The following is a 26882-nucleotide window of genomic DNA, read 5'->3' as shown; positions in this document are numbered from 1 at the left end:
GCAGATTCCTTAGCTTTTGATGGCGCGAAAACCAATGTCGCGGCGGTATTGCATGCCGTCAAAGTGAATGCCACGCGTGACGTCATACACACGCTGCTGGGCTTGGCGCACGCTGTCTGCCAGCACCGTGACGCACAGCACACGGCCGCCCGTAGTCACAGGCACACCCGCATCGTTGAGCTGAGTGCCAGCATGGAACACCACGGCATCGTCTTCTTCAGCAGGCAGGCCGGTAATGGCATCGCCCTTGCGCGGGTCTTCTGGATAGCCGGCAGCAGCCATGACGACGCCCAGCGCGGTGCGGCGGTCCCACTCCAGCTCTACATGCTCCAGCTTGCCGTCTACGGCTGCCAGCATGACGTCCACCAGATCACTCTTCAAGCGCATCATGATGGGCTGGGTTTCAGGGTCTCCCATGCGGGTGTTGAACTCCAGCGTCTTGGGGTGACCATTGCCATCAATCATCAGCCCTGCGTACAGGAAGCCTGTAAACGGCACGCCATCTTTTTCCATGCCACGGATGGTGGGCAAGATGATTTCGCGCATGGCACGGGCGTGCACGTCAGCAGTCACCACTGGCGCGGGCGAGTAAGCACCCATGCCACCCGTGTTAGGGCCTTCGTCATTGTCTTTCAGGCGCTTGTGATCTTGGCTGGTAGCCATGGCCACCACGTTCTTGCCATCGCACAGCACAATAAAAGAAGCTTCTTCACCCGAGAGGAACTCTTCAATCACCACGCGCGCACCACCTTCGTTGTGCTGCACGCCGTATTTGTTGTCCACCAGCATGAAGTCCACCGCGTCGTGGGCTTCTTGCAGCGTCATTGCGACAACCACACCCTTGCCTGCGGCCAGGCCGTCGGCCTTGATCACGATGGGCGCGCCCAAGCGCTCCACAAAATCATGCGCAGCCGCAGGATCCGTGAACGTGTCGTAGTCAGCCGTAGGAATGCCATGGCGGCGCATAAACGCCTTAGAAAAGGCTTTGGAAGACTCCAGCTGCGCTGCAGCCTTGGTGGGGCCAAACACCTTCAGGCCATGTGCGCGAAATTCATCCACTACACCTGCCGCCAAAGGAGCCTCAGGCCCGACTACAGCCAGCGCAACACCTTCCGCCTGCGCCCATTCGCGCAGTTTCACAACATCCGTGATAGGTAAGTTCTGCAACTTACCCCCTGCCAACGCAGTGCCCCCATTGCCAGGAGCCACGAACACTTTAGTCGCCTTGGGCGACTGGGCCAATTTCCACGCCAGAGCGTGTTCACGGCCACCGCCGCCAATCACAAGAATTTTCATATTTCAGCGTTGTGGTAGACGTCTTGTACGTCGTCCAGATCTTCCAGTACGTCCAGCAGTTTCTGCATGCGCTCAGCGTCGTCGCCTTGCAGCTCAATGGTGTTTTCAGCACGCATGGTCACTTCGGCCACTTCGGGCTTCAGACCTGCGGCTTCCAACGCGTTCTTTACGGCTTCAAAAGCCCCGGGTGCGGTCAGCACCTCAATGGCGCCGTCATCATCGGTCACCACGTCGTCAGCTCCCGCATCCAACGCAACTTCCATGACCAGGTCTTCCGAAGTACCCGGGGCAAAAATGATCTGGCCGCAGTGCTTGAACTGAAAGGCCACCGAGCCTTCCGTGCCCATGTTGCCACCGTACTTGTTAAAAGCGTGGCGAACATCCGCCACGGTACGCACCCGGTTGTCCGTCATGGTATCGACAATGATGGCTGCACCACCAATGCCATAGCCTTCATAGCGAATTTCTTCGTAGGTGACACCCTCGAGATTGCCTGTGGCCTTGTCGATATTGCGTTTGATGTTGTCGGCAGGCATATTGGCAGCCTTGGCCTTGTCGACAGCCAGGCGCAGACGTGGATTGGCACTCAGGTCAGCGCCGCCTTGGCGGGCTGCCACCATGATTTCACGAATGATTCGAGTCCAGATACGGCCACGCTTTTCATCCTGGCGACCTTTGCGGTGCTGGATGTTGGCCCATTTGCTATGTCCTGCCACAGGAAATCCTTTGGTCTTGATTTAATCTACTGGGCACGGATTCTACTTTTGACAGCGTAACTTGACAGAGGAAACCCGAACATGGCCCCAGCATTACCTATTGCACAGCGCGGTGAGATCGTTTGCTCCATCTTGCCCAACATGGCAAATCGACATGGTTTGATCACCGGGGCCACCGGCACCGGCAAAACAGTCACGTTGCAAAAGATTGCAGAAAGCTTCTCTTTAGCGGGAATTCCTGTATTCTTAGCCGACATCAAGGGCGATTTAACGGGCATCAGTCAAGCGGGCAGTGTGGGAGGCAAGCTGGCGGCCTCTTTGCAAGAGCGCGGGATTGCGATTCCCGAGCCTGTTGCCTGCCCAAGTACGCTGTGGGATGTGTTTGGCCTGCAAGGTCACCCCGTGCGCGCAACGATTTCAGACATGGGGCCTTTGCTGATTGGCCGCATGCTGAACTTGAATGACACACAGATGGGTGTGCTCAACATCATCTTCAAGATTGCCGACGACAACGGCATGCTGCTGCTGGATCTCAAGGACCTGCGCTCCATGCTGCAAAACGTGGGCGAGAACGCCAAACAGTTCACTACGGAATACGGCAACATTTCTGCCGCCAGCGTGGGGGCTATCCAGCGGGGCTTGCTGCAAATCGAGTCAGAAGGCGGTGAGCAGTTTTTTGGCGAGCCCATGCTCAATATTGAAGATTTGATGCAAACCGACGCCCAGGGCCGTGGCGTGATGAACATCCTGGCGGCTGACAAGCTCATGCAGTCACCGCGCCTGTATTCCACCTTTTTACTGTGGATGCTGTCCGAGCTGTTTGAGCAGCTGCCTGAAATTGGTGACCCTGAAAAGCCCAAACTGGCCTTTTTCTTTGATGAAGCGCATTTGCTGTTCAATGATGCTCCCAAAGTGCTGATCGAGCGCATTGAACTGGTCGTGCGCCTGGTGCGCTCCAAAGGCGTGGGCGTGTATTTCGTGACGCAAAACCCCATGGACATTCCTGACAGCGTGCTGGCGCAGCTGGGCAACCGGGTGCAGCACGCGCTACGCGCCTTCACGCCCAAGGACCAAAAGGCCGTCAAAGCCACGGCCCAGACCATGCGCCCCAACCCTGAAGTCAACATTGAGGCCGCCATCACAGAGCTGGCAGTCGGCGAGGCTTTGATTAGTTTTCTGGATGAAAAAGGCCGCCCCGGCATTACCCAGCGCGTGTATGTGATACCACCGGGCAGCCAGATCGGCCCCATTGAAGACGCTCAGCGCCGCAGCTTGCTTGCCAACTCGATCGTGGCTGGCGTTTATGACAAAACCGTGGACCGTGAATCCGCCTATGAAGTATTGCAAGCGCGCGCAGCAGAGGCGCCCACAGCCACAGGCGGCGTGAGCGGCAACTCAGCCACAGCGCAGCAGGGCGACAGCGGTTTGATGGGGGGATTGAACGACTTTCTGTTTGGCTCTACCGGCCCGCGTGGTGGCAAGAAAGATGGGCTGGTGCAAAGCCTGGTCAAGTCCACCGCCCGCAACATGAGCAACCAGCTGGGCCGCCAGTTGCTGCGCGGCGTGCTGGGCAGCTTGACTGGCAGCAAGAAATAGCAAACAAAGCTGCCACATCAGGGAATGTGCGGCTTTCCCAAGGCACGGCCACTCTCTAGAGTGCCGTGCCATATGTCTACCAGCACACACCTCCCTATCTTGTCGGTCATGCAGCTTCAGGTGCAAGACCACATTGCGCATTTGCAGCTGTCCCAGCCCGAGAGCCTGAACACCATGCACCCCGCCTTCTGGCGTGATCTGGATATGGCCCTCACGCACATCACCACCCAGGGCGATGTACGGGCACTGGTCATCAGCAGCAGTGGCAGGCATTTCAGCGCTGGCATGGCTCTGGACACATTTGCCAACCCCAATCTGGCACCGCAAGACAAAACCCCGGAAGGCCGCGCTGCGCTGTCTGAGTTTTTGTGGGACATGCAGCAAGTCTTTACGCGCATCGAACAATTGCGCATTCCCGTCATCACCGCCATACAGGGCGGCTGCATTGGCGGCGCTCTGGACATGGTGTGCTGCGCCTGCATTCGCTACGCCACGCAAGATGCGTTTTTCTGCGTACAGGAAATCAATATTGGCATGGTGGCCGATCTGGGCAGCCTGCAGCGCTTGCCCAAGCTGCTGCCCATGGGGCTGGTCAAAGAGCTGGCCTACACAGGCCGTCGCTGGCCCGCCCAGGCAGCACTGGCATACGGTTTTATCAACGGCGTGTTTGACACCCAGGAGGCCATGCTGGCAGCCGCCATGCAGTGCGCCCAAGACATTGCAGCCAAGCCACCGATTGCCATATGGGGCAGCAAACAGGCGCTCGATTTTGCGCGTGACCACAGTGTGCAGGACAGCCTGCGCCAAATGGGCTGGCTGCAAGCGGGCATCTGGAGCAACCACCACGTCATGGAATCGGTGCAAGCCACGCAGCAAAAACGCGCGGGAGACTTTCCTGGCCTGACGCCACAGCGCACGTTCGCGCAAATGGGTCTGGATTGAGTTCTTTGGCTTGCGCCAAAGCCAGCGTGCATGTGCGCAGGGTCAAAAAACACCCTCGCGCATGCAGACTAGCGAAAGACTTTCCACAAATTCATTCAGAAAAAAGGAAAATGCGGGGCATCGCAATGTGCAGCAGTACCTCCAATGCCTGGAACAGCAACAACAGCAACAACCTTCACGCGTTGGGTGCTGGCTGCACTTTCACTCACAACCTAGACCCCGACCATGAGCACTGTTCATCTCATCGACCACCCCCTGATCCAGCACAAACTGACACTGATGCGCCGCAAGGAAGCCAGCACCAACAGCTTTCGCCGCATGCTCGGCGAGCTGTCTACCCTGATGGCCTACGAAATTACCCGTGATTTCCCGCTGCAAGATCTGGAAATCGAAACGCCCATGGAAAAAATGGTCGGCAAGGTGATTGACGGCAAAAAGCTCGCTCTGGTCTCCATCCTGCGCGCAGGCAATGGCTTTCTGGACGGCATGCTCAACGTAGTACCGGGTGCCCGCATTGGTCACATTGGCCTGTTCCGCGACCCCGAAACACTGCAGCCCGTCGAGTACTACTACAAGATGCCTGAAAACATGTGCGAGCGCGACGTGATCGTTGTCGACCCCATGCTGGCCACCGGCAATTCAGCCGCAGCAGCGGTGCAGCAGCTCAAGACCAAGAGCAACCCCAAGTCCATCAAATTCATGTGCCTGCTGGCCGCGCCCGAAGGCATCAAGACCCTGCAAGCAGCACACCCCGATGTAGACATCTACACCGCCGCGATTGACCGCGAGCTGGACAGCCACGGCTACATCCTGCCCGGTCTGGGTGATGCAGGTGACCGCATCTTCGGCACCAAGTAAACAGCACGCACAGCGTTGTAAAGGCTTCCATCAGGAAGCCTTTTTTTGTGCTCTTTGCCAGCGCAATGTCATCAATTGGCAATTGCTCTGACTTTTTGATGCAGATCAAGCATTGACAGTGCACAGCGGCGCAAAGCCTCTGCAGCCGCGCATCATGGTAAACCCTAGTAAACCTCTGTAAGGCACGCCATGATTCCACGCTCCGTCTCCTCACCCAAGAAGTTTCTGATCGGCGCAGGCCTGTTCGACCAGGTGGGCGAATACGTTGCCGAGCATGGTGACTTTGCGTTCTTTGTGGCTGACTCTTTCTTCCTGAGCCGCATCCACAGCCAGACCGTACCCAGCCTGACCGCACAAAGCATTCGCAGCCATGTGGAAAAGTTCTCGGGGGAATGCACCACCACTGAAATTGCACACCTGAGTGCGGCCTTCAAAGCCAGCGGCGCGAATGTGGTGATCGGGGTAGGTGGCGGCAAGGCACTGGATGCCGCCAAAGCCGTGGCGCACAACTGCAAGGCAGCGCTGGTGCTGGTGCCCACCATTGCCTCCACCGATGCGCCCTGCACCGCTTTGGCCGTCGTCTACAAGGACGATGGCACCTTTGACCACTACCTGTTCCTGCCCCACAACCCCGACACCGTGCTGGCCGACACCGCCATCATTGCCCAGGCCCCCGCGCGCTTTTTTGCTGCGGGCGTGGGTGATGCACTGGCCACCTACTTTGAAGCACGTGCCACCTGGCGCTGCAGCGGTACCAACCTGATCTTGAAGAAGCCCTCGCGCACGGGCCTGGGTTTGGGACAGATGTGCTATGAAATTTTGCGCAAGAACATTGACGCGACCATGGACGCGGTACGCAACAAGGCCGTGACCCCAGCACTGGAAGAAACCATTGAGGCCACGATTTACCTGAGCGGCGTGGGCGCTGAAGCAGCCGGCGTGGCCGCAGCCCACGCAGTGAACAATGGCATGGCCGTAGTGCCTGCGCTGCACAGCGCCCAGCACGGAGAGAAGGTAGCCTTTGGCCTGCTGACCCAGCTGGTGCTGGAAAACGCCCCATTGGCCGAGGTGCAAGAAGTCATTCGCATCATCAAGGCCGCGGGTCTGCCGCTGGCGCTGCGCGACTTTGGCCTGACCGAATGGATTGAAGCCGAATGGCGCGAAGTGGCCAAGGTGGCCTGCGACAAGAATGACACCATGGGCAATATGGGCCGTCCCATCAGCGAGCAAGAGGTGTACGACGCCATGCTGGCCGCCAATGCACTGGCAGAGCGCTACCACGACTGAATCTGCCCTGCGCGCCCTCTCTGGCCCGAGGGCAAAAGAAGTGCACGCTGCCTTCTTTAAAATTTAATAGCTATTAGCGCTTGATATACAACGTTCTTCAATACTTTTATATCTGAAAGCATTGAACAGCAAGCGCAAGCAGCTCTCAAAATATTGAGATGCATGCCCAAACAAAGGGGTTGCCACTGCGCAGCCCCTTTGCACTGAGGATATTGTGGATTGCGTCAACAGATGCCGCATGTGCCCGTTGGCACCCCGCAAAACACCTAGACTGGGGCCCATACACCACCAGTTTTTTTGACTGCGCATGCAAAACCACTAGTTTCAGTGATGTGCAAACCGCTAACTATGCGGTGCAATACACGGTATACCTATGCTATTGGAGCTGCATACCGCTTTATGGACACTCTGCCCCCCCCGCCCCCTGCTTCACTTTTGCTGGCTGCCCCCGTACTGGTGGTGGAAGACGAACCCAGTGTGACCCAGCGCATTCGCGCACTTTTGCTGGACATGGGTTATGACACGACCGCCTTGTTTTGGGCAGAAAGCGTGGCCCAGGCGCGCGAAATCTATGCGCATGAGCCGATTGCGCTGGCTCTGGTTGATCTGGGCTTGCCAGATGGATCCGGCCACACGGTGATTGAAGAGCTGCGCGCACGCGATCCGGCGATGATGATTTTGGTCATCTCTGCCTGGAGCACGGAAGACGCGATCTTGGGTGCGCTGCGCGCCGGTGCGACGGGTTATCTGCTCAAGGAGCGTGATGATCTGGAGCTGCGGCTGGGCATTGCCAGCACCTTGCGTGGTGGCGCACCGATTGATCCGTTCATTGCCAAGCGCATCATGCAAGAGTTTGCGGCAGCCCCCAGAGCTGCAGCCACAACAGAAGCTACCGATGCCCCTGCGCAGCCCTTGAGCGGGCGTGAGCTAGAAATTTTGCAGCTGGTCGCCCAGGGCATGACCAACCGGGAAATTGCTGAGCACTTAAATCTGTCCAAATACACGGTGGAATGCCACGTCAAGAAGATTTACCAAAAAATGGCAGTCTCCTCACGCACCCGCGCCATCCACATGGCGCGCCAGCATGGCCTGATCGATTAGAAAAACCAGGCAGCCCTGTCCGCCAGCTTTGCTGCGACAGGTCTGTGCAGGTGCAGCGCTGCGCCTTGCTCTGAAGCATGTGCCTGGTCTGGCTAAGAAATATCCAAAGCCAAAGCCATGCTTGAACAACGCCAAACGCCATGCGTTTAAGGCACGCATAAAAAAAGGACTGCCTGGCGCAGTCCTTTTTTTGGTGAAAACCGCAGAGGCGGCAATCAATCGACCAGACCGGCAAACACGTGCTGCACATCGTCGTCGTTGTCCAGGCCCGCCAGAAAGTCCTGCACTTCTTCTTGCTGCTCTGCCGTCAGACTGGACATGCTCACCGGGTTCTTGGCCTTGTAGCCCAGCTTGACCGACAGCACCTTGATGCCTTGTGCAGGCAGCGCCTTGCTCACGGTATCCAGGTCAGAAGGGTCGGTAATGAACAAGGTCACGCCTTCTTCGTCGCCGGCTTCAAAGTCTTGTGCGCCCGCTTCAATGGCGGCCAGCTCAACATCTGCGCCATTTTCGGCTTCGCCTTCGATCATGCCCACGTGGTCAAAGTCCCACGCCACAGCGCTCATCTGGCCCTTGCGAAAGCACACACGCATATTGGGTGCAGTGCGGTTGGGGTTGTCGGTCAGGCATTCCACCATCACTGGCACGCGGTGGGGTGCGTAGCCTTCATAGATCACGCTGGTGTAGTTGACGGCATCAGCACCCACGCCCGAACCTTTTTTGACTGCACGGTCCAATGTTTCTTTGGACATGGAAGCCTTGCGGGCAGCTTCAACCGCCATGCGCAGGCGCGCATTGCTCGACGGATCGCCACCACCCAGACGGGCAGCAACTGTAATTTCCTTGACCAGCTTGCCGAACAGCTTGCCTTTGGCGTCCGCTGCCAGGGCCTTGCCCTTGGCTTTCCATTGCGCTCCCATGGGGGGCCTTTCTTCGAAAAAGAACAAAAAATGCCGCGCACAAGGCCGGCATAGAATAAATCAAGGCGTTTTATACACCTGTGGCATAGGCCACGGCGCCTTCAATGCCAACTTTTTCTGCCATCGATTTGCGCTGGCGTTGATGCAACCCCCTTACAAGGAGCCACCACCATGCGCTTGCACCCTATTGCCTACCCTGCACTGGCGCTTAGTTTGTTTGCCACAGCGGCGCCGGCGCTGGAGATTGAGCCCGAAGTGGTTGCCCAGGGTCTGCAAAACCCCTGGGCAGTCGCTTTCCTGCCAGACGGCTCTTTTTTGGTGACCGAGCGCCCCGGCCGCATGCGCGTGATTGACAGCAAGGGTGCACTGGGCCAGCCCTTGTCCGGTCTGCCTGCGATTGCCGCGGGTGGCCAAGGCGGCCTGCTGGATGTGGTGCTGGACAGCGATTTTGCACAAAACCGCACGCTGTACTTTTGCTATTCAGAACCCGGCAACAACGCCAGCAACAGCACGGCACTGGCCAAAGCCCGGCTCTCCAGCGATCAACGCCAGCTTGAAGATCTGCAAGTGCTCTTCAGCCAAAAGCCCAAGAAAGCCAGCCAGCTGCATTTTGGCTGCCGCATTGTGGAGCGGCCTGATGGCAGCCTGCTTTTGACGCTGGGCGAGCGCTCTCACTTCAAGGAAGAAGCGCAGAACCTGCAAAGCCATCTGGGCAAGATAGTGCGCATTGGCAAAGACGGCAGCGTTCCCAAGGACAACCCCTTTGTCGGCCGCCGCGATGCACTGCCCGAGATCTGGAGCTATGGCCACCGCAGCCCCCAGGGCGCTGCACTGGCACCTGACGGCACTTTCTGGATGAACGAGCACGGCCCGCAAGGCGGCGATGAAATCAATCGCCCCGAGCCCGGTAAAAACTATGGCTGGCCGGTCATCACCTACGGTGAAAACTATGGCGGCGGCCGCATTGGCGCTGGCATCACTCACCAAAAAGGCATGGAGCAGCCGGTGCACCAGTGGACACCTTCTATTGCCGTGTCTGGCATGGCCTTCATCACCTCAGACCGCTACCCTGGCTGGAAAGGGAACATGGTGGTGGGCGCACTCAAGGCACAAAGGCTGGAGCGCATTACGCTTGCGGCAGGCAAGGTCACAGGGGTTGAACCCTTGCTGCCCCAGTTAGGCCAGCGTGTACGCGATGTACGGCAAGGCCCGGATGGCTGGCTGTACGTGCTGACCGATCGCAGCAACGGCCAGCTGCTGCGCCTGAAGACGCAGCCGTAAACTGCAGGCCGGCGATGGAGCGACGCAGCTTAATGGCTGCATCACGGGGCTACGCCCTGAGCCATCGCAAAGCCTTGTGCATATCAAGCAGGCTCCAGCACGCCTTGCCTGAGCAAAACCTCTGCCTGCTGCGCGGGCACCGGGCGGCTGAGAAAGTAGCCCTGCACCACATCACAGCCTGCCGTTTTCAGGTACACCAGCTGGTCCATCAGCTCCACCCCTTCGGCCACCACCTGCATCTTCAGGTTGTGCGCCAAGGTGATGATGGAAGTCACCAGCACACCCGCTTCATGGCTGCTGCGCAGTGCATTGACAAAGGACTTGTCCAGCTTGATGGTGCCAATTGGCAGCGCACGAATTTGGCTCAGGCTGGAAAAGCCCGTGCCAAAGTCGTCCAGCGCAATATGCACCCCCATGTTCTGCAACTGATAGAGCACGCGCGCAGACAGACCATCGGGCTCTACCAGACAGCTTTCAGTGACTTCCACCTCAATGTCAGACGCTCGCACCCCATAGTGCTGCAGACAGGTGGCAATGCGCGTTGGGAAAGCACAGTCCTTGAGCTGCAAGGGTGACACATTGAATGCCAGCGGCACCACATCCATGCCCTGCATGCGCCACGCCGCGATCTGCCGGCAGCAAGCTTGCATGACCCAGTCGCCCAGAGCCTGAATATGACCATGCTCTTCAGCCATGGCAATGAAATCGCCGGGATAGATCAATCCATACTCCGGGTGCTGCCAGCGCACCAGCGCCTCCATCCCGACAATTGCGCAGTCTTCCAGCCGCACCTTGGGCTGAAAATGCAGCACCAGCTGCTCATCAGCAATCGCCTGTGGCAATTGCCGCAGCAAGCGGTAGCGACGTTCGTTGTCGGCGTTGTTCACGCGGTCATAGTAGGTAAAGCGGTTGCGCCCCGACTTCTTGGAGGCATACATGGCCGTATCCGCGTGGCGGCACAGCACCTGCACGTCATGCCCATCTCTGGGGAAAAAAGCAATGCCCATGCTGGTGGAGGTATGCACCACCTGGTCAGCAATGCCGTCATAAGGGGCGCTCAGCCCTGACACCAGCTCTTGCGCCAGGCCATCCATGTCCTGCATGTCATCCATGGCGGTCACCAGCACGGCAAACTCATCGCCACCCATGCGGGCAATGATGTCCGAGCCCCGCAGCATGCTGCGCAGACGATCTGCCACAGCCTGCAGCAAGGCGTCTCCCGCATGGTGGCCCAAGGTGTCGTTAATCTGCTTGAAATGGTCCAGATCCAGATACAGCAAGGCGTAATGCTTGCGACTGCGGCGGGCCAGCGCCAGATGGCTGGATACCAGCTCGTAAAACATGCGCCGGTTGTGCAGCCCTGTCAGCGGATCACTGGCCGCCAGTTCCAGGGCTCGCTGCTTTTCACTTTCCAGCTGTGCAATCAGCGCCTGCTGCTTTTGATCTGCCAGAGTCAGCCCCTCCAGCAAGTGCTGGCGGCGCACCATGCTCCGAAACAGTGCCCACGTGGCCAGCAACATCAGCACCGACACGGTCACTGCCAGCCCCCACAGGCGCTGTGCATGCTCAGCATGGGCCTGGCGGATTTCTTGCCAGTCACGGCTGACCACCACCGTCAGCGGCATGAACTTTGCGCGGTGGTAGCTGCCCAGACGCTCCCTGCCGGGTTCCAGAAAAAAACTGGCTGCTCCAGCCCCTTGTTTGACCTGCTTGAAAGCGTCCAGCCGATATTGGGGCCTGGATGCCAGCCAGCCTCCCCCGGACATGGCTGCTAGTTGGCTGCCATCCGGAGCCAGCAGATGCAAGGTGCCGCTTTGCCCCAGATCCATGTCAGTGTGCAAACGCAAAAAGTAGCCCATATCCATGTGCAGCAGCAAATAGCCTTGCGACGCACCCCGCCCATCGGTGACACAAAGCAGCAAGGGCACCGCTGCGGTGTTCGCTGGTGTGGGTACGGGCACATGCTGGTGCAGCAGCAAAGCACCCTCGCCCTCTTCGCAGGAACCCTGCTGGTGAACAAGCAGCTCCTGCAGCTCCTGCTGCGCCTGTGCGTGCCCAGCCAGCAATTGCAGGTTGTGGTCGAACAAGGCAAAGCGCACAAAAACCGGATCACGCTCGAGCATGTGTGTCAGCTGTTGCTGCCAGGCGCTGTTGCTGTGCGCGCCTTGCATAGCCACCACGCCCATGAGCTGAGCCTTCTCGATCACCTGACGCAGATTTTCAGAAACCAGCGCCGCCCAGCCCGCTTGCTGCATGCGTGCCGATTGCTCCACATGCGCCAGCTGCACTCTCAAATGCTTGGCCGTGAACCACCATGACGCACACAGGCCCAGCAAGACGATGAGCAGCATGACCCCATGTGATGACTGCTGGCGACTGCGCCAGCTGAAGCTGACTGGGCCAAGAATCCGGGTAGCGATCAGTGCGCGCAAGCGCTGGGCTAGAAAAAGCATGTGTGCAGACCTGTCTTATCTGCAACATTGTGTGAATAGCCAATGACAGCCGTGTGACGTTGTCAGTCAGCCTCAGCCAAAGAACCAGTAACACACCGCAATGGCAGCCACCACACCAGCCAGCTCAGCCACCAAGGCGCACGCTACAGCATGGCGTGCCCGTTGAATGCCCACCGCACCAAAGTACACGGCCAGCACGTAAAAGGTGGTCTCGGTACTGCCCTGAATGGTGGCCGCAGCCAGCGCAGCAAAGCTGTCGACCCCTTGTGTCTGCATGGTCTCAATCAGCATGGCACGCGCTGCACTGCCAGAAAATGGTTTGACCAAGGCCGTGGGTAAAGCGTCCACAAAGCGCTCATCCATGCCCCAGAAACTGACGCACCAGCGAATGCCATCCAGCACATAATCCAGCGCGCCCGAGGCGCGAAACACGCCCACCGCACACAGCATGGCCACCAGATAGGGCAGCAAGCCCCTGGCGACATCAAAGCCTTCTTTGGCACCGTTGATAAAGCTGTCGTACACCGGCACTTTTTTATACGCACCCAGACTGACGAACAGCACAATCAAGGCAAACAGGGTGAAGTTGCCCAGCAGCGCAGACAGTGATGCCAGCGCTGCGGCACTCAGCGTGGTCAGCAGTGCCATGAAAGCCCCTAACCCCAGAGCCGCAGGCAGCAAATACGCCAGCACCACAGGGCTGAAAATGGGCAGGCGCTGCACCATGGCCACCGCCAGCAATCCCGCCAATGTGGATGCCGATGTGGCCAGCAAGATGGGCAGAAACACCAGCGTGGGGTCCGCTGCGCCTTGCTGCATGCGGTACATGAACACCGTCACCGGCAGCAGCGTCAGTGACGACGCGTTGAGCACCAGAAACAGAATTTGTGCGTTGGTTGCGGTATCAGGCCGGGGGTTGAGGGTTTGCAGCGCCTTCATGGCTTTCAGCCCCATGGGCGTGGCTGCGTTGTCCAGCCCCAGCCCGTTGGCCGCAAAGTTCAGCGTGATCAAACCCAGTGCGGGGTGACCACGCGGCACTCCGGGCATCAGCTTGCCAAACAGTGGCCCCAGCACTTTGGCCAGCCACTGCACCACGCCCGCCTCTTCGGCAATGCGCAAAAAACCCAGCCACAGAGTCAGGGTGCCAAACAGCAGCACCATCACCTCGACCGACAGCTTGGCCATGGCAAACAGCGCCTGCACCATGGCAGCAAACACCTGCGGCTGCCCGCCTACCAGCCATTGGGCCAGCGCGGCCACCGCAGCCACCAGAAAAAAGCTCAACCAGAGCATGTTGAGCATGGTGTTCGCCCGAAGAAGGATTAGTAGGTGATGGTTTTCACGCCTGCTGCTGTACCCAGCAAGCAGACATGGGCCTTTTGGTGGGCAAACACACCCACGGTGACCACGCCGGGCCACTGGTTCACTTCGCTTTCAAATGCCAGGGGCGCGCTGATCGTCAAACCACGCACATCCAGAATGTGCTGGCCATTGTCTGTCACCAAAGGCTGGCCATCCTTCAAACGCAGGGACGCCGTAGCACCCATGGCTTCAAAGCGGCGCGCAATCTGGCCAGCGGCCATGGGAATCACCTCCACGGGCAGCGGAAAGTGGCCCAGCGCATCGACCAGCTTGGACGCATCGGCAATGCAGACAAACTGCTTGGCCAGCGCCGCCACAATTTTCTCGCGCGTCAGTGCTGCGCCACCACCCTTGACCATGTGGCCTTGTCCATCAATTTCATCCGCACCATCAATGTAGACAGCAAGGGCGTTGACTTCGTTGGCATCAAACACGGTAATGCCCAGCGCCTTCAAGCGCTCGGTGCTTGCCACCGAGCTGGACACCGCGCCCTTGATCTGGTCTTTCATCGAGGCCAGTGCATCAATGAACTTGTTGACCGTGGAGCCCGTGCCCACGCCCACAATTTCGCCCGGCACCACGTATTGCAGTGCGGCTTGGCCGACCAAAGTTTTCAGTTCATCTTGGGACAGGGGTGCAGTAGGTGTCGTCATGGGGGAAAATCCAGTTAATCCTTCGAATTATTCCTTATGTCGCTTATCCCTTACGCCCTCGTTCGCCCCTTTCTCTTTGGTATGGACCCTGAAAAGGCCCACGACTTCACCATGAACACCCTTGCCAAAGGCCAGGGCACACCGCTGCAGCTGGCCTGGTCTGCACCGCTGGTGGACGACCCCATCATATTGGCGGGCCTGAAGTTCCCCAACCGTGTGGGCATGGCCGCGGGGCTGGACAAGAACGCCCGCTGCATTGATGCGCTGGCCGCCATGGGCTTTGGTTTTGTTGAAGTGGGCACCGTCACCCCCAAGGGCCAGCCGGGCAACCCCAAGCCCCGCATGTTCCGCATCCCTGCTGCCAAGGGCCTGATCAACCGGCTGGGCTTTAACAACGACGGGCTCGATGCCTTCATCGCCAACGTCAGGCAATCGACCGTGCGGGCGCAGGGCAAGCCCATGCTGCTGGGCTTGAACATTGGCAAGAACGCAGCCACCCCCATTGAAGACGCCACCAGCGACTACCTGACCTGTCTGGAAGGTGTGTACCCGCACGCTGACTACGTGACGGTGAACATCAGCTCGCCCAACACCAAAAACCTGCGCGCCCTGCAAAGCGACGAGGCGCTGGACAGCCTGCTCGGTGCCATTGCGCAGCGCCGTGAACAACTGGCCACGCAGCAAGGCCGCCGCGTGCCCATCTTTGTCAAGATTGCCCCAGATCTGGATGAAGCACAGGTCAACGTCATTGCCGCCACCTTGCAGCGCCACGGCATGGACGGCGTAATTGCCACCAACACCACGCTCAACCGCGATGCCGTTCAGGGCATGCCCCACGCCGAAGAGGCCGGCGGCCTCAGTGGCGCCCCCGCCTTTGCAGCCAGCAACCGCGTCATCACACAACTGCGTGCAGCGCTGGGCGCAGGCTACCCCATCATTGGCGTAGGCGGCATCATGAGCGGTGCAGACGCAGCGGCCAAAATTCGCGCTGGCGCTGATGTGGTGCAGATTTACAGTGGCTTGATCTATGAAGGCCCCGGCCTGGTCAGCGCTGCAGCCAAGGCCATCAAGGCCCTGCGCTAACCACCGGCAAGCATCACCTTTGATACGCGACAAGCCCGGCCTTGCTGGGTGCACGCGCTGCAATGGCAGCGGCTTGGCTGGTGCGCGTCCAGTATCAATATCGCGCATCCTCGATGGGCTGCACGGCAGGCTGCTAACGGCTTCAAAGCTGCAGCATATTCAATAAAATGAGCTATCAGCGCTTACCACATCTCACTTTCAGCATGTTTTCACTTTGAAAGTGTTACCCAGCTTGCGTTAACAGCTATAAAAAAAAGCCCGGCATGCCGGGCTTTTTTGTGTTGCACGTGTTTACCGCGCTAGCGCTTGAACTTGGCAATCAACGGCAGCGCCATGCCGCCATAACGCAGCAGTTTGCGCGGCCCTATCATCAGCGCCAAGCCTGCCACTGCCGCTGTGGCCACAGGGTGCAATCTGGCAAACACGGCCAGACGCTCGAGCAGTGGCGCGTCAGCGGGCACCGCCTGGGGCGCGGCATGCAAGGCCTGCGACTGGTGTCTGGCCAGTTTGGCAGCAGCCAAGCGGTCACGCTGCATGGCAATGCGCTTCATCACCGCACGCTCGGCATCACCGGCCGTGAGCCAGCGCCCATCTTGCTCCAGTGCAGCCAGTGCAGTCACTGGCAACGGCGTCTCTGAGCTGCGCACAGATTGAGGTGCTGCAGAAGTGTTCACAGCTTCTCCTTGATGAAAGCCCAGTCGCGGGCCAGTTCAGCACGTGTCAATGCAAATGGATGGCTGGATTTGCGCAGCGCTGCCAGCAAGACCACCAGCGCACTTGCCCAGGCCACCACCCACACGCCAGCAATTACCCAGGCCACCACCGAGCGTTCGGGAGAATCCCAGAAGTGGATCAAGATGGCCAGCGACAGCAGCACCAGGGCAACAATCGTCAGTCCACCCATCACAATGCCCAGTACCAAAATGGTTTGCAGGCGTTTTTTCTGCGCGCTCCATTCCAGGCGGGCGAGCTCCATGCGGTCCTCTGCCGCCATGGCGCCTTCATTGAGATTGGCCCGCATGCGAGCAGACACGTTTTCCAACCCAAGGGCTGACATCCAATTCACGGCAGATTTCCTTTGCTGGGCACGTTGCTGAAGGGGGGAAGGTAAATCGTCGTTTAGCGACGAGCCAGCAAGAAGCCGACTAAAGCACCTACGGCCAACGCAGCGCCAGCAACGCGCCATGGCTCATCGTGTGCATAACGGTCTGCCACGTAGGCAGCTTCCTTGGCCTGACGAGCTGCCTCGTGCGCCGCGTTCAGCGCAGATTCGCGGGCCTGATACACACCGTCATCGAGCTTTTGGCGCAGCACATTGATTTGGGGAATCGCGTCCAGATCCTTGTTGGCCAGCAAACCGCGCACGTCGGTGACCAGCTTTTCCAGATCGGCTTGCGCAGAAGAAACGGTGTCAGAAACAGAAAATGCCATGATGAAAGCCTTTCTTATGTCGATGAAGAAATAGTTTGCGGCAGAAAAACTGCCGAACTCGCGATGCTGGTTGTCATCTTAGCCAATGCAGCATGGCTTACCAAGTAAGTCGATGCCGCGCAAGATCAAGTCTTTGGCTGCAATTTTTGCAAAACTTCCTGCGCAATGGCCAGGCAACTGGTCAGACCGGGCGACTCAATCCCAAATAAGTTGACCAGCCCTGCAATGCCATGGACTTCAGGCCCCTGAATGCAAAAGTCAGCAGCCTCGTCTTTGGGGCCAGAAATTTTGGGGCGAATGCCGGCATACCCTGGTGCCAGAGTGCCGGGTTGAAGCCCGGGCCAGTATTTGTGCACCTCTGCGTAAAAGCCCTGGCCGCGCTGGGGGTCCACGGCAAGTGGCTCAGGGTCATCCACCCACTGCACATCAGGGCCAAACTTGGCTTGACCGCCCATGTCCAGCGTCAGGTGCACACCCAGACCCGCTGCTTCGGGCACGGGATAGATCAGGTGCGAAAACGGTGCACGCCCTGTCAAAGTGAAATAGTTGCCTTTGGCAAAGTAAGCCTGCGGAACGTACTGCGCATCCAGCCCCTGCATGCGCGAGGCCACGCTGGGGGCGTACAAGCCTGCGGCATTGACAACCTCGCTGGCCAGCAGTTCGGTGCCATCGGGGGTGCGGATCAAAATACCGTCTGTCTGCACCTGCGCAGAATCCACTGGCGACATCAAGGCCAGCGCACCACCTGCGTTTTCCATGTCGCCTTGCAGGGCCAGCATCAAGCCATGGCTATCCACAATGCCCGTGCTGGGCGACAGCAATGCAGCATGGCACTCCAGTGCAGGCTCCAGCGCTTTGGCCTGCTCGCGGCTGAGCATTTGCATGTCGTGCACACCGTTGATTTCTGCTTTCTTCCTAATCTGCTCGAGCTGCGCCACCTGTGCTGGGCTGGTGGCCACAATCAACTTGCCACAGCGGCGAAACTCCAGACCCTTTTGCGCACAATAGTCATAAAGCAGCTCTTTGCCTTTGACACACAACTGCGCCTTCAAAGAGCCTGCGGGGTAATAAATGCCTGCGTGAATGACTTCACTGTTGCGTGAACTGGTGCCGGTGCCAATCGCATCCGCAGCCTCCAGAACAATCACCTCGCGGCCCGACATGGCCAGTGCGCGCCCTACCGCCAACCCCACAACCCCCGCACCAATGACGATGCTATCGACCTTGTCCACCATGCTTGTCATCTCCCTGTTTTGATTTTTCGCCCCCTCAGATACATTTCAAAAAAAATGCGGAGAAAGCATGGCTGCCATCCTAAATTGTTTTTATATGCCCTCATCGCTGCGGGCAGCACGTGCACCAGCCCACACAGCAAGTATTTGCAAATTTTCTTCCCGCGCCGATTGGCCCGGGGGTGTCAACCAACCGCCCTGCCAACTGCCCCCAGTTGTCATGCGTAGGGCACAAAGCCACTGAGGTTCTCATTGACCTGCAATGGTTTGCCCACAAACGGAAATGCGCGCTGCGGACAAGCGCTGCGTTCACACACTTTGCAGCCCATGCCAATCGGTGTGGCCGCCGCCAGACCGCGCAAATCCAGGCCTTGGGAATACACCAGCCTGTGCGCATGCTGCACGTCACAGCCCAGGCCAATCGAGAACGTTTTACCTGGCTCACCCCAGCCCCGCCCTTCGTGGGTGATGCACCTTGCCACCCACAGGTACACACGGCCATCAGGCATGCTGGCCAGCTGCGGCAAGATGCGCCCCGGCTGTGCAAACGCCTCATAAATATTCCACAGGGGACAAGTGCCCCCCGTTTTGGAAAAGTGAAAATGGGTGGCCGACTGGCGCTTGCTGATGTTGCCTGCCCGGTCCACGCGGATAAAGAAAAAAGGAATGCCAGGGGCATCCTCGCGCTGCAGTGTTGACAGTCTGTGGCAGACCGTTTCAAACCCCACGCCAAACTGGGTGGCCAGCACACCAATGTCGTAGTGCAAGCGCTCGGCCGCCTGCAAAAAAACGCCGTAAGGCAGCACCGTGGCCCCAGCCACATAGTTGGCCAGACCAATGCGCGCCAGTTGCTCTGTAGCTCCATCTTGCCAGGCATGGCTGGCCAGTGCCTGTTGCATTAGCGGCGCCAGCTCCAGCAATGCCAGCTGCGTGGCCAGCTCAAACGCCTGCTGTCCAGTGTTCAAGCTGCCCAGCAAGCGCAAACGCCGGCTGGCCGGATCGAATTGACGGTGGGCACCCGGGTCATGGGGAGCGCGGGTGGTATCCACCACGACCTCTACGCCATGCTGCTGGCGCAAATGCTCCACCAGCCAGTCTTTCAACGGCCTGCCACTTTGGCTGGCTTGCTGCGCCTGGGCCTCGGCAGCGCGGTCCAGTGCATCAAAATAGTTGCGGTGCGCAAAAAAGAAGTCGCGCACGGCTTCAAACGGCATTTGCCGCAATGGCGCGGTGTGCCAGTTGCGCTCCGACAGATCGTTACGGTCACTCAACCTATCCACCAAGGCTTCCAGCCTTTGCTGGTCTTCGTGGTGGCGGCGGTGCAGTGCCAGCACAACTTCTGACAACTGTGGCAGCTTGTGCGCCATCTCGCGCAACTCGGCATCGGGCACTGACGGCAGCTCTGGCAACGCCGCTACCGCATCGCGCAACTGCGCCACACGCCGGGCCTCTTCATCCTCGGAAAACTGCTGAATGTCTACCCCCAGCGCCTTGTGCACCTTGAGCAGCACAGGAACGGTGAAGGGCCGCTGGTCTTGCTCCAGCTGATTGAGATAACTGGGCGACAGGCCCAGAGCCTGCGCCAGAGCCACCTGCGTCATGCCGCGCTCTTGCCGCAGGGAACGCAGGCGTACGCCCATAAAAATTTTTGCCATGCCGCACGTCTCCAGCTCTGTGAAATTTGCAAAATTTGCAAACTCACACTTTGTCATTCGCTATGTTTCGCAAATTCAGTACTTCTGTCAGCCTGCACATTTGCGTAAATTGCGAATCTATCAAGAGCACCGATGAGAGACAAGCACCCCATGACCGTTTTTTGCAAAAACCTGCCAGGCACCACCTTGCGTTACTACGACGCACGCTCTGCCGTGAATGCGTTACAGGCGAACGCCTATGACGGTTTGCCTTACACCAGCCGGGTGCTGGCTGAAAATCTGGTGCGCCGCTGCGCGCCTGAGCTGCTGACCGATGCCTTGAAGCAACTCATTGAACGCAAGCGTGATCTTGACTTTCCCTGGTACCCGGCACGGGTGGTGTGCCATGACATCCTGGGACAGACCGCTCTGGTCGATCTGGCAGGTTTGCGTGATGCAATTGCCGAGCAAGGCGGCGACCCATCGCAGGTCAATCCGGTGGTGCCCACACAGTTGATCGTGGACCATTCGCTGGCCGTGGAATACGCAGGTTTTGACCCTGAGGCTTTTGACAAGAACCGTGCCGTAGAAGACCGTCGCAACGCCGATCGCTTTGACTTCATCGACTGGTGCAAGTCGGCGTTTCGCAATGTGGACGTAATTCCCGCTGGCAACGGCATCATGCACCAGATCAATCTGGAGAAGATGAGCCCCGTGGTGCAGGTGCAAGATGGCATTGCCTTTCCCGACACCTGCGTGGGCACCGACAGCCACACCCCGCACGTTGATGCCCTGGGGGTGATTGCCATTGGCGTGGGTGGACTGGAGGCTGAAACCGTGATGCTTGGGCGCGCCAGCATGATGCGCCTGCCAGACATTGTGGGCGTGCAATTGACCGGGCTGCGACGAGCTGGCATTACCGCCACCGACCTGGTGCTGGCCATTACCGAGTTCCTGCGCAATGAACGGGTGGTGGGTGCGTATGTGGAGTTTTTTGGTGAAGGGGCCGACAGCCTGACGATTGGTGACCGCGCCACCATCTCCAACATGTGCCCGGAATATGGTGCCACTGCAGCCATGTTCTATATCGATCAGCAAACCATTGACTACCTGACGCTGACAGGCCGGGAGCCACAACAGGTCAAGCTGGTAGAGCACTACGCTAAAACCACAGGGCTGTGGGCCGACGCCCTGCAAACCGCACAGTACGAGCGGGTGCTGCGCTTTGACCTGGGCAGCGTAGTGCGCAACATGGCTGGCCCCAGCAACCCCCACCGCCGCTTGCCCACGCAGGCACTGGCAGAGCGCGGCATTGCTGACGCGGCCAAGCTGCACTCAGCAATGCAACAAGAGGCCAGCGGCCAGATGCCCGATGGCGCCGTCATCATTGCCGCCATCACCAGTTGCACCAACACCAGCAACCCCCGCAACGTAGTGGCCGCTGCCCTGCTGGCCAAAAAAGCCAATGCACTGGGCTTGGTGCGCAAGCCCTGGGTCAAAACCTCGTTCGCTCCCGGCTCCAAGGTGGCCAAGCTGTATCTGGAAGAAGCGGGTCTGCTGAGCGAGCTGGAGCAACTGGGCTTTGGCATCGTGGCGTATGCCTGTACCACCTGCAACGGCATGAGCGGCGCGCTGGAGCCGCTGATTGAGCAGGAAATTATTGAGCGTGACCTGTACACCACCGCCGTGCTCTCAGGCAACCGCAACTTTGACGGGCGCATTCACCCGTATGCCAAACAAGCATTTCTGGCATCACCGCCCTTGGTGGTGGCCTACGCCATTGCTGGCACGGTGCGTTTTGATATTGAGAACGACACGCTGGGACACGACGCGGCTGGCCAGCCCATTACCCTCAAAGACCTGTGGCCCAGCGATGCCCAGATCGACGCCATCGTGGCCGCCAGCGTCAAGCCTGAGCAGTTTCGCAAGGTCTATATCCCCATGTTTGCGCACCAGGAGGTACAGCAAGCGGCCAGCCCGCTGTATGACTGGCGCGCCACGTCCACCTATATCCGCCGCCCGCCGTACTGGGAAGGCGCGCTGGCCCGTAAGCGCACCCTGCGCGGCATGCGCCCCTTGGCCCTGCTGCCAGACAACATCACCACCGATCACCTCTCGCCTTCCAACGCCATCCTGGCCGATTCTGCGGCGGGCGAGTATCTGGCCCACATGGGTGTGCCGCAGGAAGACTTCAACTCCTACGCCACCCACCGAGGCGACCATTTGACCGCCCAGCGCGCCACCTTTGCCAACCCGCAGCTGATCAACGAAATGGCGGTGGTAAATGGCCAGGTGGTCCAAGGCTCACTGGCGCGTGTCGAGCCAGAAGGGCAAGTCATGCGCATGTGGGAGGCGATTGAGACCTATATGGGCCGCAAGCAACCACTGATCATTGTGGCGGGTGCCGACTACGGGCAGGGCAGCTCACGCGACTGGGCCGCCAAAGGCGTGCGTCTGGCGGGGGTGGAAGCCATCGTGGCAGAGGGCTTTGAGCGCATACACCGCACCAACCTGATTGGCATGGGCGTGCTGCCACTGGAGTTTTTGCCGGGCACCACCCGCCTTACGCTGGGGCTGGACGGCACCGAGACCTACGATGTACTGGGCGAGTGCCAGCCCCGCGCCACACTGCTGCTGAGCATTGTTGCCGCGACCGGAACACGCACCCAGGTGCCCGTGCTGTGCCGCCTGGATACAGCAGAAGAAGTCAGCATTTACGAAGCCGGAGGCGTACTGCAGCGCTTTGCCCAAGATTTTCTGGCACAGAACCAGGAAACAGAAAATCAGACAAATCACGCCATATCGCCCGATACATATAAGCATACCGCTATAAAAAACAAGGAGCCAGTGCAATGAGTCATGCCCCCCAGATCAAGATTGCAGCCACCTACATGCGCGGCGGCACCAGCAAAGGCGTGTTCTTTCGCCAGGACGAGCTGCCAGCCGTCGCACAGCAGTCCGGCCCGGTGCGCGATGCGCTGCTGCTGCGCGTGCTGGGCAGCCCCGACCCCTATGGCAAACAGATCGATGGCATGGGCAATGCCTCATCGAGCACCAGCAAGGCCGTCATCCTCAGCCGCAGCGCACGCCCGGATCACGATGTGGACTACCTGTTCGGCCAGATCTCCATCGATCAGCACTTTGTGGACTGGAGCGGCAACTGTGGCAACCTGTCAGCCGCCGTTGGCCCCGCCGCTATTCATATGGGGCTGGTGGATGCTGACCGCATTCCTGCCAATGGCATTGCCACCCTGCGCATCTGGCAAGCCAACATTGGCAAAACCATCATTGCCCATGTGCCAATCACAGATGGGCAGGTGCAGGAAACCGGTGACTTCGTACTGGATGGAGTGACCTTTGCCGCCGCCGAAGTCGCACTGGAATTTGTCGACCCTGCCGATGAAGGCTCTCACGAAGGTGCTGATGGCGGCGCCATGTTCCCCACGGGACATCTGGTAGATACGCTGGATGTGCCAGGCGTTGGCAGCTTTGCTGCCACCCTGATCAACGCAGGCATTCCCACCATCTTTGTGAATGCAGCCGATCTGGGCTACACGGGTAGCGAACTGCAAGACGCCATCAACGGTGATGCTGCAGCGCTGGCACGCTTTGAAGCCATTCGCGCCCACGGTGCCGTCAAGATGGGGCTGATTGCTGACGTGGCCGAGGCCGCGCAGCGCCAGCACACACCCAAGGTGGCTTTCGTGGCCCCCGCAGCCGGCTACACCGCATCCAGCGGCAAACAGATTGCGGCGCAAGACATCGACTTGCTGGTGCGCGCCCTGTCCATGGGCAAGCTGCACCACGCCATGATGGGCACCGCTGCCGTGGCCATTGGCACTGCGGCTGCCGTGCCCGGTACGCTGGTCAATCTGGCCGCCGGCGGGGCAGAGCGCAACGCCGTGCGCTTTGGCCACCCATCAGGCACGCTGCGCGTGGGTGCGCAAGCGCAGTGCGTCAATGGCCAATGGCAAGTCACCAAAGCCCTGATGAGCCGTAGCGCCCGCATTCTCATGCAAGGCTGGGTGCGCGTGCCTGCAGATTGTCTGCAGCCCGCTCCTCCACCCAAAACCACCACCACCGCTTAGAGCGCTTCACGCGGCGCTGAGCACAAACCTGACCTTCCCCCCTGTTTTTCACGCCCATTGCGATGGGCCAAGCCGCTGCTTTGCCCATTTTTCGCCACAAGGAGACCGCACCATGACCACCACAATATCTGCAGCCAACATGGCACCCGCCGCTTCGGCATTCAAGCCCAAGAAATCAGTGGCCCTGTCGGGCGTGACCGCAGGTAATACCGCGCTGTGCACCGTCGGCAAAAGCGGCAACGACTTGCACTACCGCGGTTACGACATTCTGGACATTGCCCAGGTCTGCGAGTTTGAAGAAATTGCTCACCTGCTGGTACACGGCAAGCTGCCCAGCAGTGCCGAACTCAAAGCATACAAAGCCAAGCTCAAAGCCTTGCGCGGCCTGCCGGGCAGCGTCAAGGCTGCGCTCGAACAACTACCTGCCGCCAGCCACCCCATGGATGTAATGCGCACCGGGGTCTCCACACTGGGCTGCGCCTTGCCAGAAAAAGACGACCACAACCTGCCCGGTGCGCGTGATATTGCCGACAGGCTGATGGCCTCGCTGGGCAGCATGCTGCTGTACTGGTACCACTTCAGCAACTCGGGCCGGCGCATTGAGGTGCAAACCGATGATGACTCCATCGGCGAGCATTTTCTGCACCTGCTGCACGGTCAAAAGCCCAGTGCCAGCTGGGTACGCGCCATGCACACATCGCTGAACCTGTATGCCGAGCACGAATTCAATGCTTCGACCTTCACCGCCCGCGTGGTGGCCGGTACGGGCAGCGACATGTACTCGGCCATTACCGGAGCCATTGGTGCGCTGCGTGGTCCCAAGCACGGGGGCGCCAATGAAGTGGCTTTTGAAATCCAGAAGCGCTACGACAGTGCCGATGAGGCAGAAGCCGACATCCGCCAGCGCGTGCATGCCAAAGAGGTCGTGATTGGCTTTGGTCACCCCGTCTACACCATCAGCGACCCTCGCAACGTGGTCATCAAAGGCGTGGCCCGGCAACTGTCCGAAGATGCTGGCTCCACCAAGATGTATGACATTGCCGAGCGGCTGGAGTCGGTGATGTGGGAGGTCAAAAACATGTTCCCCAATCTGGACTGGTTCAGTGCGGTGAGCTACCACATGATGGGTGTGCCCACGGCCATGTTCACCCCGCTGTTTGTGATTGCACGCACCAGTGGCTGGGCCGCGCACATCATTGAGCAGCGCATGGACAACAAGATCATTCGCCCCAGCGCCAACTACATCGGCCCCGACGATCAGGCCTTTGTGCCGATTGCCGAGCGTGCCTAAAAATCACCACACAAATAGGCTCTATTGCTCACTCAATAAGCACTAGAAGCTCTTATTTTTAAAACCATCCAGCGATCTTTTCTGCCCATGCAACGCCTGCCCTTACAACCCTGCTCCCTGAGCACGGCGATTGCCGACAAACTGCGCACACGCATCTTGCATCGCGAGTGGCTGCCTGGCGCAGACTTGAACGAAGGGGAAATTGCCATGGGTTATGGCGTCAGCCGCACCCCCGTGCGAGAAGCCATGAAACTGCTCGCTCAGGAAGGCTTGCTGCAAGCCCTGCCCCGGCGTGGCATGCGCATTGCCACCCTGTCTAAAGCACAAATTGCCGAAGCACAGGCCTTAACCGAACTGCTGCTCGACTTCCTCAACAGCCCAGCGGCACAGCCAGACACCGACAGCCTAGCCAGCAGCATGCTGCGCATAGCGCAAAGCAGGCTGCAGCTGGCACAAGCCAAAGCCTAGATATTTGGAGACAAACCACAATGAAATGTACAAAGCAAACCCTCAAAGCCCTCGTCCATGCACGCCGTGGCGCTATCGTTCCCGGCGTTTTCAACGCCCTCAGTGCCCGGCTGGTGGCTGACATGGGCTTTGAAGCCCTGTACGTAACGGGTGCCGGAGTCACCAACATGTGGTTCGGCCTGCCGGACCAAGGCTTCATGGGCCTGACCGACATTGCCGAGCACACAGCCCGCATTCGTGAGGCCGTCGAGCTGCCACTGATCGTGGATGCCGATACCGGCTTTGGCAACGCACTCAACACCTACCACACGGTACGCACGCTGGAGCGCGCGGGGGCTGACTGCATTCAGCTGGAAGACCAGGTCAACCCCAAGCGGTGCGGGCACTTCAGCGGCAAGGAAGTCATTGAGACCAGCGAGATGATTGGCAAGATCAAAGCCGCCTGCGATGCACGCCGTAACCCCGAAACACTGATCATGGCCCGCACCGATGCGGCCGCCATTCATGGTTTCGAAGCCGCAGTGCAGCGCGCACAGGCTTATGCCGATGCCGGCGCTGACATCCTGTTTGTGGAAGCTGTCACAGACAGCGCACACATACGCGCTCTGCCGCAACGTTTGCAAACCCCGCAACTGATGAACATGGTGATTGGAGGCAAAACCCCCATCACCAGCACCACCGAGCTGGCTGACATGGGCTACGGCATCGTGCTGTATGCCAACGCTGCGCTGCAAGGCGCTGTGGTTGGCATTCAAAATGCGTTGCAGCATTTGCAGGCCACGCATGCATTGCATGAAAACAGCGGCCTGGTGGCTACGTTCCAAGCGCGCCAGCATCTGGTGCGCAAAGAAAGCTGGGATGCACTGGAAAAGCGCTACGAATAAGCAAAGAGCCACCTGCAAAACAATCAAGACAAAAGCCTCTGCGCTAATCAAGCAACGGCTTTTGTCTTTGTCTCATGCGTCCTGCTGACAGGCAGCGCTATTTATTGCTTCACTTTATTGCTTCGTTGCTTACGCGGCATAAACAGGAAAGCGCGCTGTCAGCGCAGCCACTTGCTCACGCACACGCGCCAGGTTGGCTTCGTCGCTGGGGTTCTCCAGCACATCAGCTACCAAGTTGGCGGTAATGCGGGTCTCTTCTTCCTTGAAACCACGGGTGGTCATGGCCGGTGTACCCACGCGGATACC

At 59.0% G+C, this 26882-nt stretch carries 22 protein-coding genes and 2 pseudogenes; 12 read left to right on the top strand and 12 right to left on the bottom strand.

All coding sequences use genetic code 11. The features are described from left to right. Window positions 1-9 precede the first annotated feature (9 nt). A complete protein-coding gene (purD, locus tag H9646_RS15590; protein WP_191724312.1) occupies window positions 10-1296 on the bottom strand; it encodes a phosphoribosylamine--glycine ligase in 1287 nt (428 codons plus the stop codon). Then, window positions 1293-2012, bottom strand: coding sequence for a YebC/PmpR family DNA-binding transcriptional regulator (locus H9646_RS15585; RefSeq protein WP_191724311.1), 720 nt, complete (start codon window positions 2010-2012; stop codon window positions 1293-1295). Before H9646_RS15585 ends, purD begins: the two co-directional genes overlap by 4 nt. Before the next feature lie 81 nt (window positions 2013-2093). Here H9646_RS15585 and H9646_RS15580 point away from each other — a divergent pair, with 81 nt between their 5' ends. The 5 genes from H9646_RS15580 to H9646_RS15560 all read left to right on the top strand — a co-directional run bounded on the left by H9646_RS15580 (window position 2094) and on the right by H9646_RS15560 (window position 7796). Further along, window positions 2094-3608 carry a helicase HerA-like C-terminal domain-containing protein gene (locus tag H9646_RS15580; protein ID WP_191724310.1) on the top strand — a complete coding sequence of 505 codons (1515 nt, stop codon included), beginning with the start codon at window positions 2094-2096 and terminating at the stop codon, window positions 3606-3608. Between the two features lie 72 nt (window positions 3609-3680). After that, entirely contained in the window at window positions 3681-4550 is an 870-nt protein-coding gene (locus H9646_RS15575) for an enoyl-CoA hydratase-related protein (RefSeq protein ID WP_191724309.1), read from the top strand. Window positions 4551-4775: 225 nt separating this feature from the next. Next, on the top strand, window positions 4776-5408 hold the full coding sequence (upp, locus tag H9646_RS15570; RefSeq protein ID WP_191724308.1) for a uracil phosphoribosyltransferase: 633 nt from the start codon (window positions 4776-4778) through the stop codon (window positions 5406-5408). Between the two features lie 189 nt (window positions 5409-5597). Continuing rightward, entirely contained in the window at window positions 5598-6695 is a 1098-nt protein-coding gene (locus H9646_RS15565) for a glycerol dehydrogenase (RefSeq protein ID WP_191724307.1), read from the top strand. Between the two features lie 399 nt (window positions 6696-7094). Further along, the gene (locus tag H9646_RS15560; protein ID WP_191724306.1) at window positions 7095-7796 is read left to right on the top strand and encodes a response regulator transcription factor; all 702 of its coding nucleotides are present in this window, start codon (window positions 7095-7097) and stop codon (window positions 7794-7796) included. Between the two features lie 215 nt (window positions 7797-8011). On the opposite strand, the gene H9646_RS15555 is transcribed toward H9646_RS15560, so the two are convergent. After that, window positions 8012-8716, bottom strand: a complete 705-nt coding sequence (locus H9646_RS15555) for a YebC/PmpR family DNA-binding transcriptional regulator (RefSeq protein ID WP_191724305.1) — start codon at window positions 8714-8716, stop codon at window positions 8012-8014. Window positions 8717-8887: 171 nt separating this feature from the next. Here H9646_RS15555 and H9646_RS15550 point away from each other — a divergent pair, with 171 nt between their 5' ends. Further along, window positions 8888-9997, top strand: a complete 1110-nt coding sequence (locus tag H9646_RS15550; protein WP_191724304.1) for a PQQ-dependent sugar dehydrogenase — start codon at window positions 8888-8890, stop codon at window positions 9995-9997. Between the two features lie 83 nt (window positions 9998-10080). Here H9646_RS15550 and H9646_RS15545 read toward each other — a convergent pair whose 3' ends face one another. The 3 genes from H9646_RS15545 to rpiA all read right to left on the bottom strand — a co-directional run bounded on the left by H9646_RS15545 (window position 10081) and on the right by rpiA (window position 14465). After that, on the bottom strand, window positions 10081-12450 hold the full coding sequence (locus tag H9646_RS15545; RefSeq protein ID WP_225214251.1) for a putative bifunctional diguanylate cyclase/phosphodiesterase: 2370 nt from the start codon (window positions 12448-12450) through the stop codon (window positions 10081-10083). 72 nt (window positions 12451-12522) lie between these two features. Beyond that, complete coding sequence (locus H9646_RS15540) at window positions 12523-13752, bottom strand: nucleoside recognition domain-containing protein (RefSeq protein WP_191724303.1); 1230 nt, start codon at window positions 13750-13752, stop codon at window positions 12523-12525. A gap of 20 nt (window positions 13753-13772) precedes the next feature. After that, window positions 13773-14465 carry a ribose-5-phosphate isomerase RpiA gene (gene rpiA / locus H9646_RS15535; RefSeq protein ID WP_191724302.1) on the bottom strand — a complete coding sequence of 231 codons (693 nt, stop codon included), beginning with the start codon at window positions 14463-14465 and terminating at the stop codon, window positions 13773-13775. Window positions 14466-14501: 36 nt separating this feature from the next. On the opposite strand from rpiA, the gene H9646_RS15530 reads away from it, so the two are divergent. Then, entirely contained in the window at window positions 14502-15548 is a 1047-nt protein-coding gene (locus tag H9646_RS15530; protein ID WP_191724301.1) for a quinone-dependent dihydroorotate dehydrogenase, read from the top strand. 299 nt (window positions 15549-15847) lie between these two features. Here H9646_RS15530 and H9646_RS15525 read toward each other — a convergent pair whose 3' ends face one another. The 5 genes from H9646_RS15525 to H9646_RS15505 all read right to left on the bottom strand — a co-directional run bounded on the left by H9646_RS15525 (window position 15848) and on the right by H9646_RS15505 (window position 19866). Beyond that, entirely contained in the window at window positions 15848-16222 is a 375-nt protein-coding gene (locus H9646_RS15525) for a hypothetical protein (protein WP_191724300.1), read from the bottom strand. Beyond that, window positions 16219-16614: a phage holin family protein gene (locus tag H9646_RS15520; RefSeq protein ID WP_191724299.1), complete on the bottom strand. Its 396-nt coding sequence runs from the start codon at window positions 16612-16614 to the stop codon at window positions 16219-16221. Before H9646_RS15520 ends, H9646_RS15525 begins: the two co-directional genes overlap by 4 nt. Window positions 16615-16667: 53 nt before the next feature. Continuing rightward, window positions 16668-16979 (bottom strand): glycine zipper domain-containing protein, encoded by a 312-nt coding sequence (locus H9646_RS15515; protein ID WP_191724298.1) that lies wholly within the window; start codon window positions 16977-16979, stop codon window positions 16668-16670. 125 nt (window positions 16980-17104) lie between these two features. Then, window positions 17105-18214 (bottom strand): NAD(P)/FAD-dependent oxidoreductase, encoded by a 1110-nt coding sequence (locus H9646_RS15510; RefSeq protein WP_191724420.1) that lies wholly within the window; start codon window positions 18212-18214, stop codon window positions 17105-17107. 215 nt (window positions 18215-18429) lie between these two features. After that, window positions 18430-19866 carry a short-chain fatty acyl-CoA regulator family protein gene (locus H9646_RS15505; protein ID WP_191724297.1) on the bottom strand — a complete coding sequence of 479 codons (1437 nt, stop codon included), beginning with the start codon at window positions 19864-19866 and terminating at the stop codon, window positions 18430-18432. Window positions 19867-20016: 150 nt separating this feature from the next. Here H9646_RS15505 and acnD point away from each other — a divergent pair. The 5 genes and pseudogenes from acnD to H9646_RS15480 all read left to right on the top strand — a co-directional run. Then, window positions 20017-22617, top strand: a pseudogene (gene acnD / locus H9646_RS15500) (Fe/S-dependent 2-methylisocitrate dehydratase AcnD); the annotation flags it as partial. A gap of 80 nt (window positions 22618-22697) precedes the next feature. Further along, window positions 22698-23933, top strand: coding sequence for a 2-methylaconitate cis-trans isomerase PrpF (gene prpF, locus H9646_RS15495; protein WP_191724295.1), 1236 nt, complete (start codon window positions 22698-22700; stop codon window positions 23931-23933). Between the two features lie 112 nt (window positions 23934-24045). Beyond that, a complete protein-coding gene (prpC, locus tag H9646_RS15490; protein ID WP_191724294.1) occupies window positions 24046-25224 on the top strand; it encodes a bifunctional 2-methylcitrate synthase/citrate synthase in 1179 nt (392 codons plus the stop codon). Window positions 25225-25311: 87 nt separating this feature from the next. After that, complete coding sequence (locus tag H9646_RS15485; RefSeq protein WP_191724293.1) at window positions 25312-25692, top strand: GntR family transcriptional regulator; 381 nt, start codon at window positions 25312-25314, stop codon at window positions 25690-25692. A gap of 20 nt (window positions 25693-25712) precedes the next feature. After that, window positions 25713-26576 carry an isocitrate lyase/PEP mutase family protein gene (locus tag H9646_RS15480; protein ID WP_191724292.1) on the top strand — a complete coding sequence of 288 codons (864 nt, stop codon included), beginning with the start codon at window positions 25713-25715 and terminating at the stop codon, window positions 26574-26576. A 129-nt stretch (window positions 26577-26705) separates the two neighbouring features. Here H9646_RS15480 and glyA read toward each other — a convergent pair. Then, window positions 26706-26882, bottom strand: a pseudogene (glyA, locus tag H9646_RS15475) (serine hydroxymethyltransferase); the annotation flags it as partial.

The organism is Comamonas avium (assembly GCF_014836675.1).
GTDB lineage: Bacteria > Pseudomonadota > Gammaproteobacteria > Burkholderiales > Burkholderiaceae_C > Comamonas > Comamonas avium.
Note: the sequence above shows the minus strand (reverse complement) of the source record. Positions and strands in the feature narration are given on the sequence as shown.

Excerpts from the sequence above, each read along its gene's own strand:
- purD (WP_191724312.1), bottom strand. The coding sequence starts at position 1,296 with ATGAAAATTCTTGTGATTGGCGGCGGTGGCCGTGAACACGCTCTGGCG.
- H9646_RS15580 (WP_191724310.1), top strand. The coding sequence starts at position 2,094 with ATGGCCCCAGCATTACCTATTGCACAGCGCGGTGAGATCGTTTGCTCC.
- H9646_RS15575 (WP_191724309.1), top strand. The coding sequence starts at position 3,681 with ATGTCTACCAGCACACACCTCCCTATCTTGTCGGTCATGCAGCTTCAG.
- upp (WP_191724308.1), top strand. The coding sequence starts at position 4,776 with ATGAGCACTGTTCATCTCATCGACCACCCCCTGATCCAGCACAAACTG.
- H9646_RS15565 (WP_191724307.1), top strand. The coding sequence starts at position 5,598 with ATGATTCCACGCTCCGTCTCCTCACCCAAGAAGTTTCTGATCGGCGCA.
- H9646_RS15560 (WP_191724306.1), top strand. The coding sequence starts at position 7,095 with ATGGACACTCTGCCCCCCCCGCCCCCTGCTTCACTTTTGCTGGCTGCC.
- H9646_RS15555 (WP_191724305.1), bottom strand. The coding sequence starts at position 8,716 with ATGGGAGCGCAATGGAAAGCCAAGGGCAAGGCCCTGGCAGCGGACGCC.
- H9646_RS15550 (WP_191724304.1), top strand. The coding sequence starts at position 8,888 with ATGCGCTTGCACCCTATTGCCTACCCTGCACTGGCGCTTAGTTTGTTT.
- H9646_RS15545 (WP_225214251.1), bottom strand. The coding sequence starts at position 12,450 with ATGCTTTTTCTAGCCCAGCGCTTGCGCGCACTGATCGCTACCCGGATT.
- H9646_RS15540 (WP_191724303.1), bottom strand. The coding sequence starts at position 13,752 with ATGCTCAACATGCTCTGGTTGAGCTTTTTTCTGGTGGCTGCGGTGGCC.
- rpiA (WP_191724302.1), bottom strand. The coding sequence starts at position 14,465 with ATGACGACACCTACTGCACCCCTGTCCCAAGATGAACTGAAAACTTTG.
- H9646_RS15530 (WP_191724301.1), top strand. The coding sequence starts at position 14,502 with ATGTCGCTTATCCCTTACGCCCTCGTTCGCCCCTTTCTCTTTGGTATG.
- H9646_RS15515 (WP_191724298.1), bottom strand. The coding sequence starts at position 16,979 with ATGGCATTTTCTGTTTCTGACACCGTTTCTTCTGCGCAAGCCGATCTG.
- H9646_RS15510 (WP_191724420.1), bottom strand. The coding sequence starts at position 18,214 with ATGGTGGACAAGGTCGATAGCATCGTCATTGGTGCGGGGGTTGTGGGG.
- H9646_RS15505 (WP_191724297.1), bottom strand. The coding sequence starts at position 19,866 with ATGGCAAAAATTTTTATGGGCGTACGCCTGCGTTCCCTGCGGCAAGAG.
- prpF (WP_191724295.1), top strand. The coding sequence starts at position 22,698 with ATGAGTCATGCCCCCCAGATCAAGATTGCAGCCACCTACATGCGCGGC.
- prpC (WP_191724294.1), top strand. The coding sequence starts at position 24,046 with ATGACCACCACAATATCTGCAGCCAACATGGCACCCGCCGCTTCGGCA.
- H9646_RS15485 (WP_191724293.1), top strand. The coding sequence starts at position 25,312 with ATGCAACGCCTGCCCTTACAACCCTGCTCCCTGAGCACGGCGATTGCC.
- H9646_RS15480 (WP_191724292.1), top strand. The coding sequence starts at position 25,713 with ATGAAATGTACAAAGCAAACCCTCAAAGCCCTCGTCCATGCACGCCGT.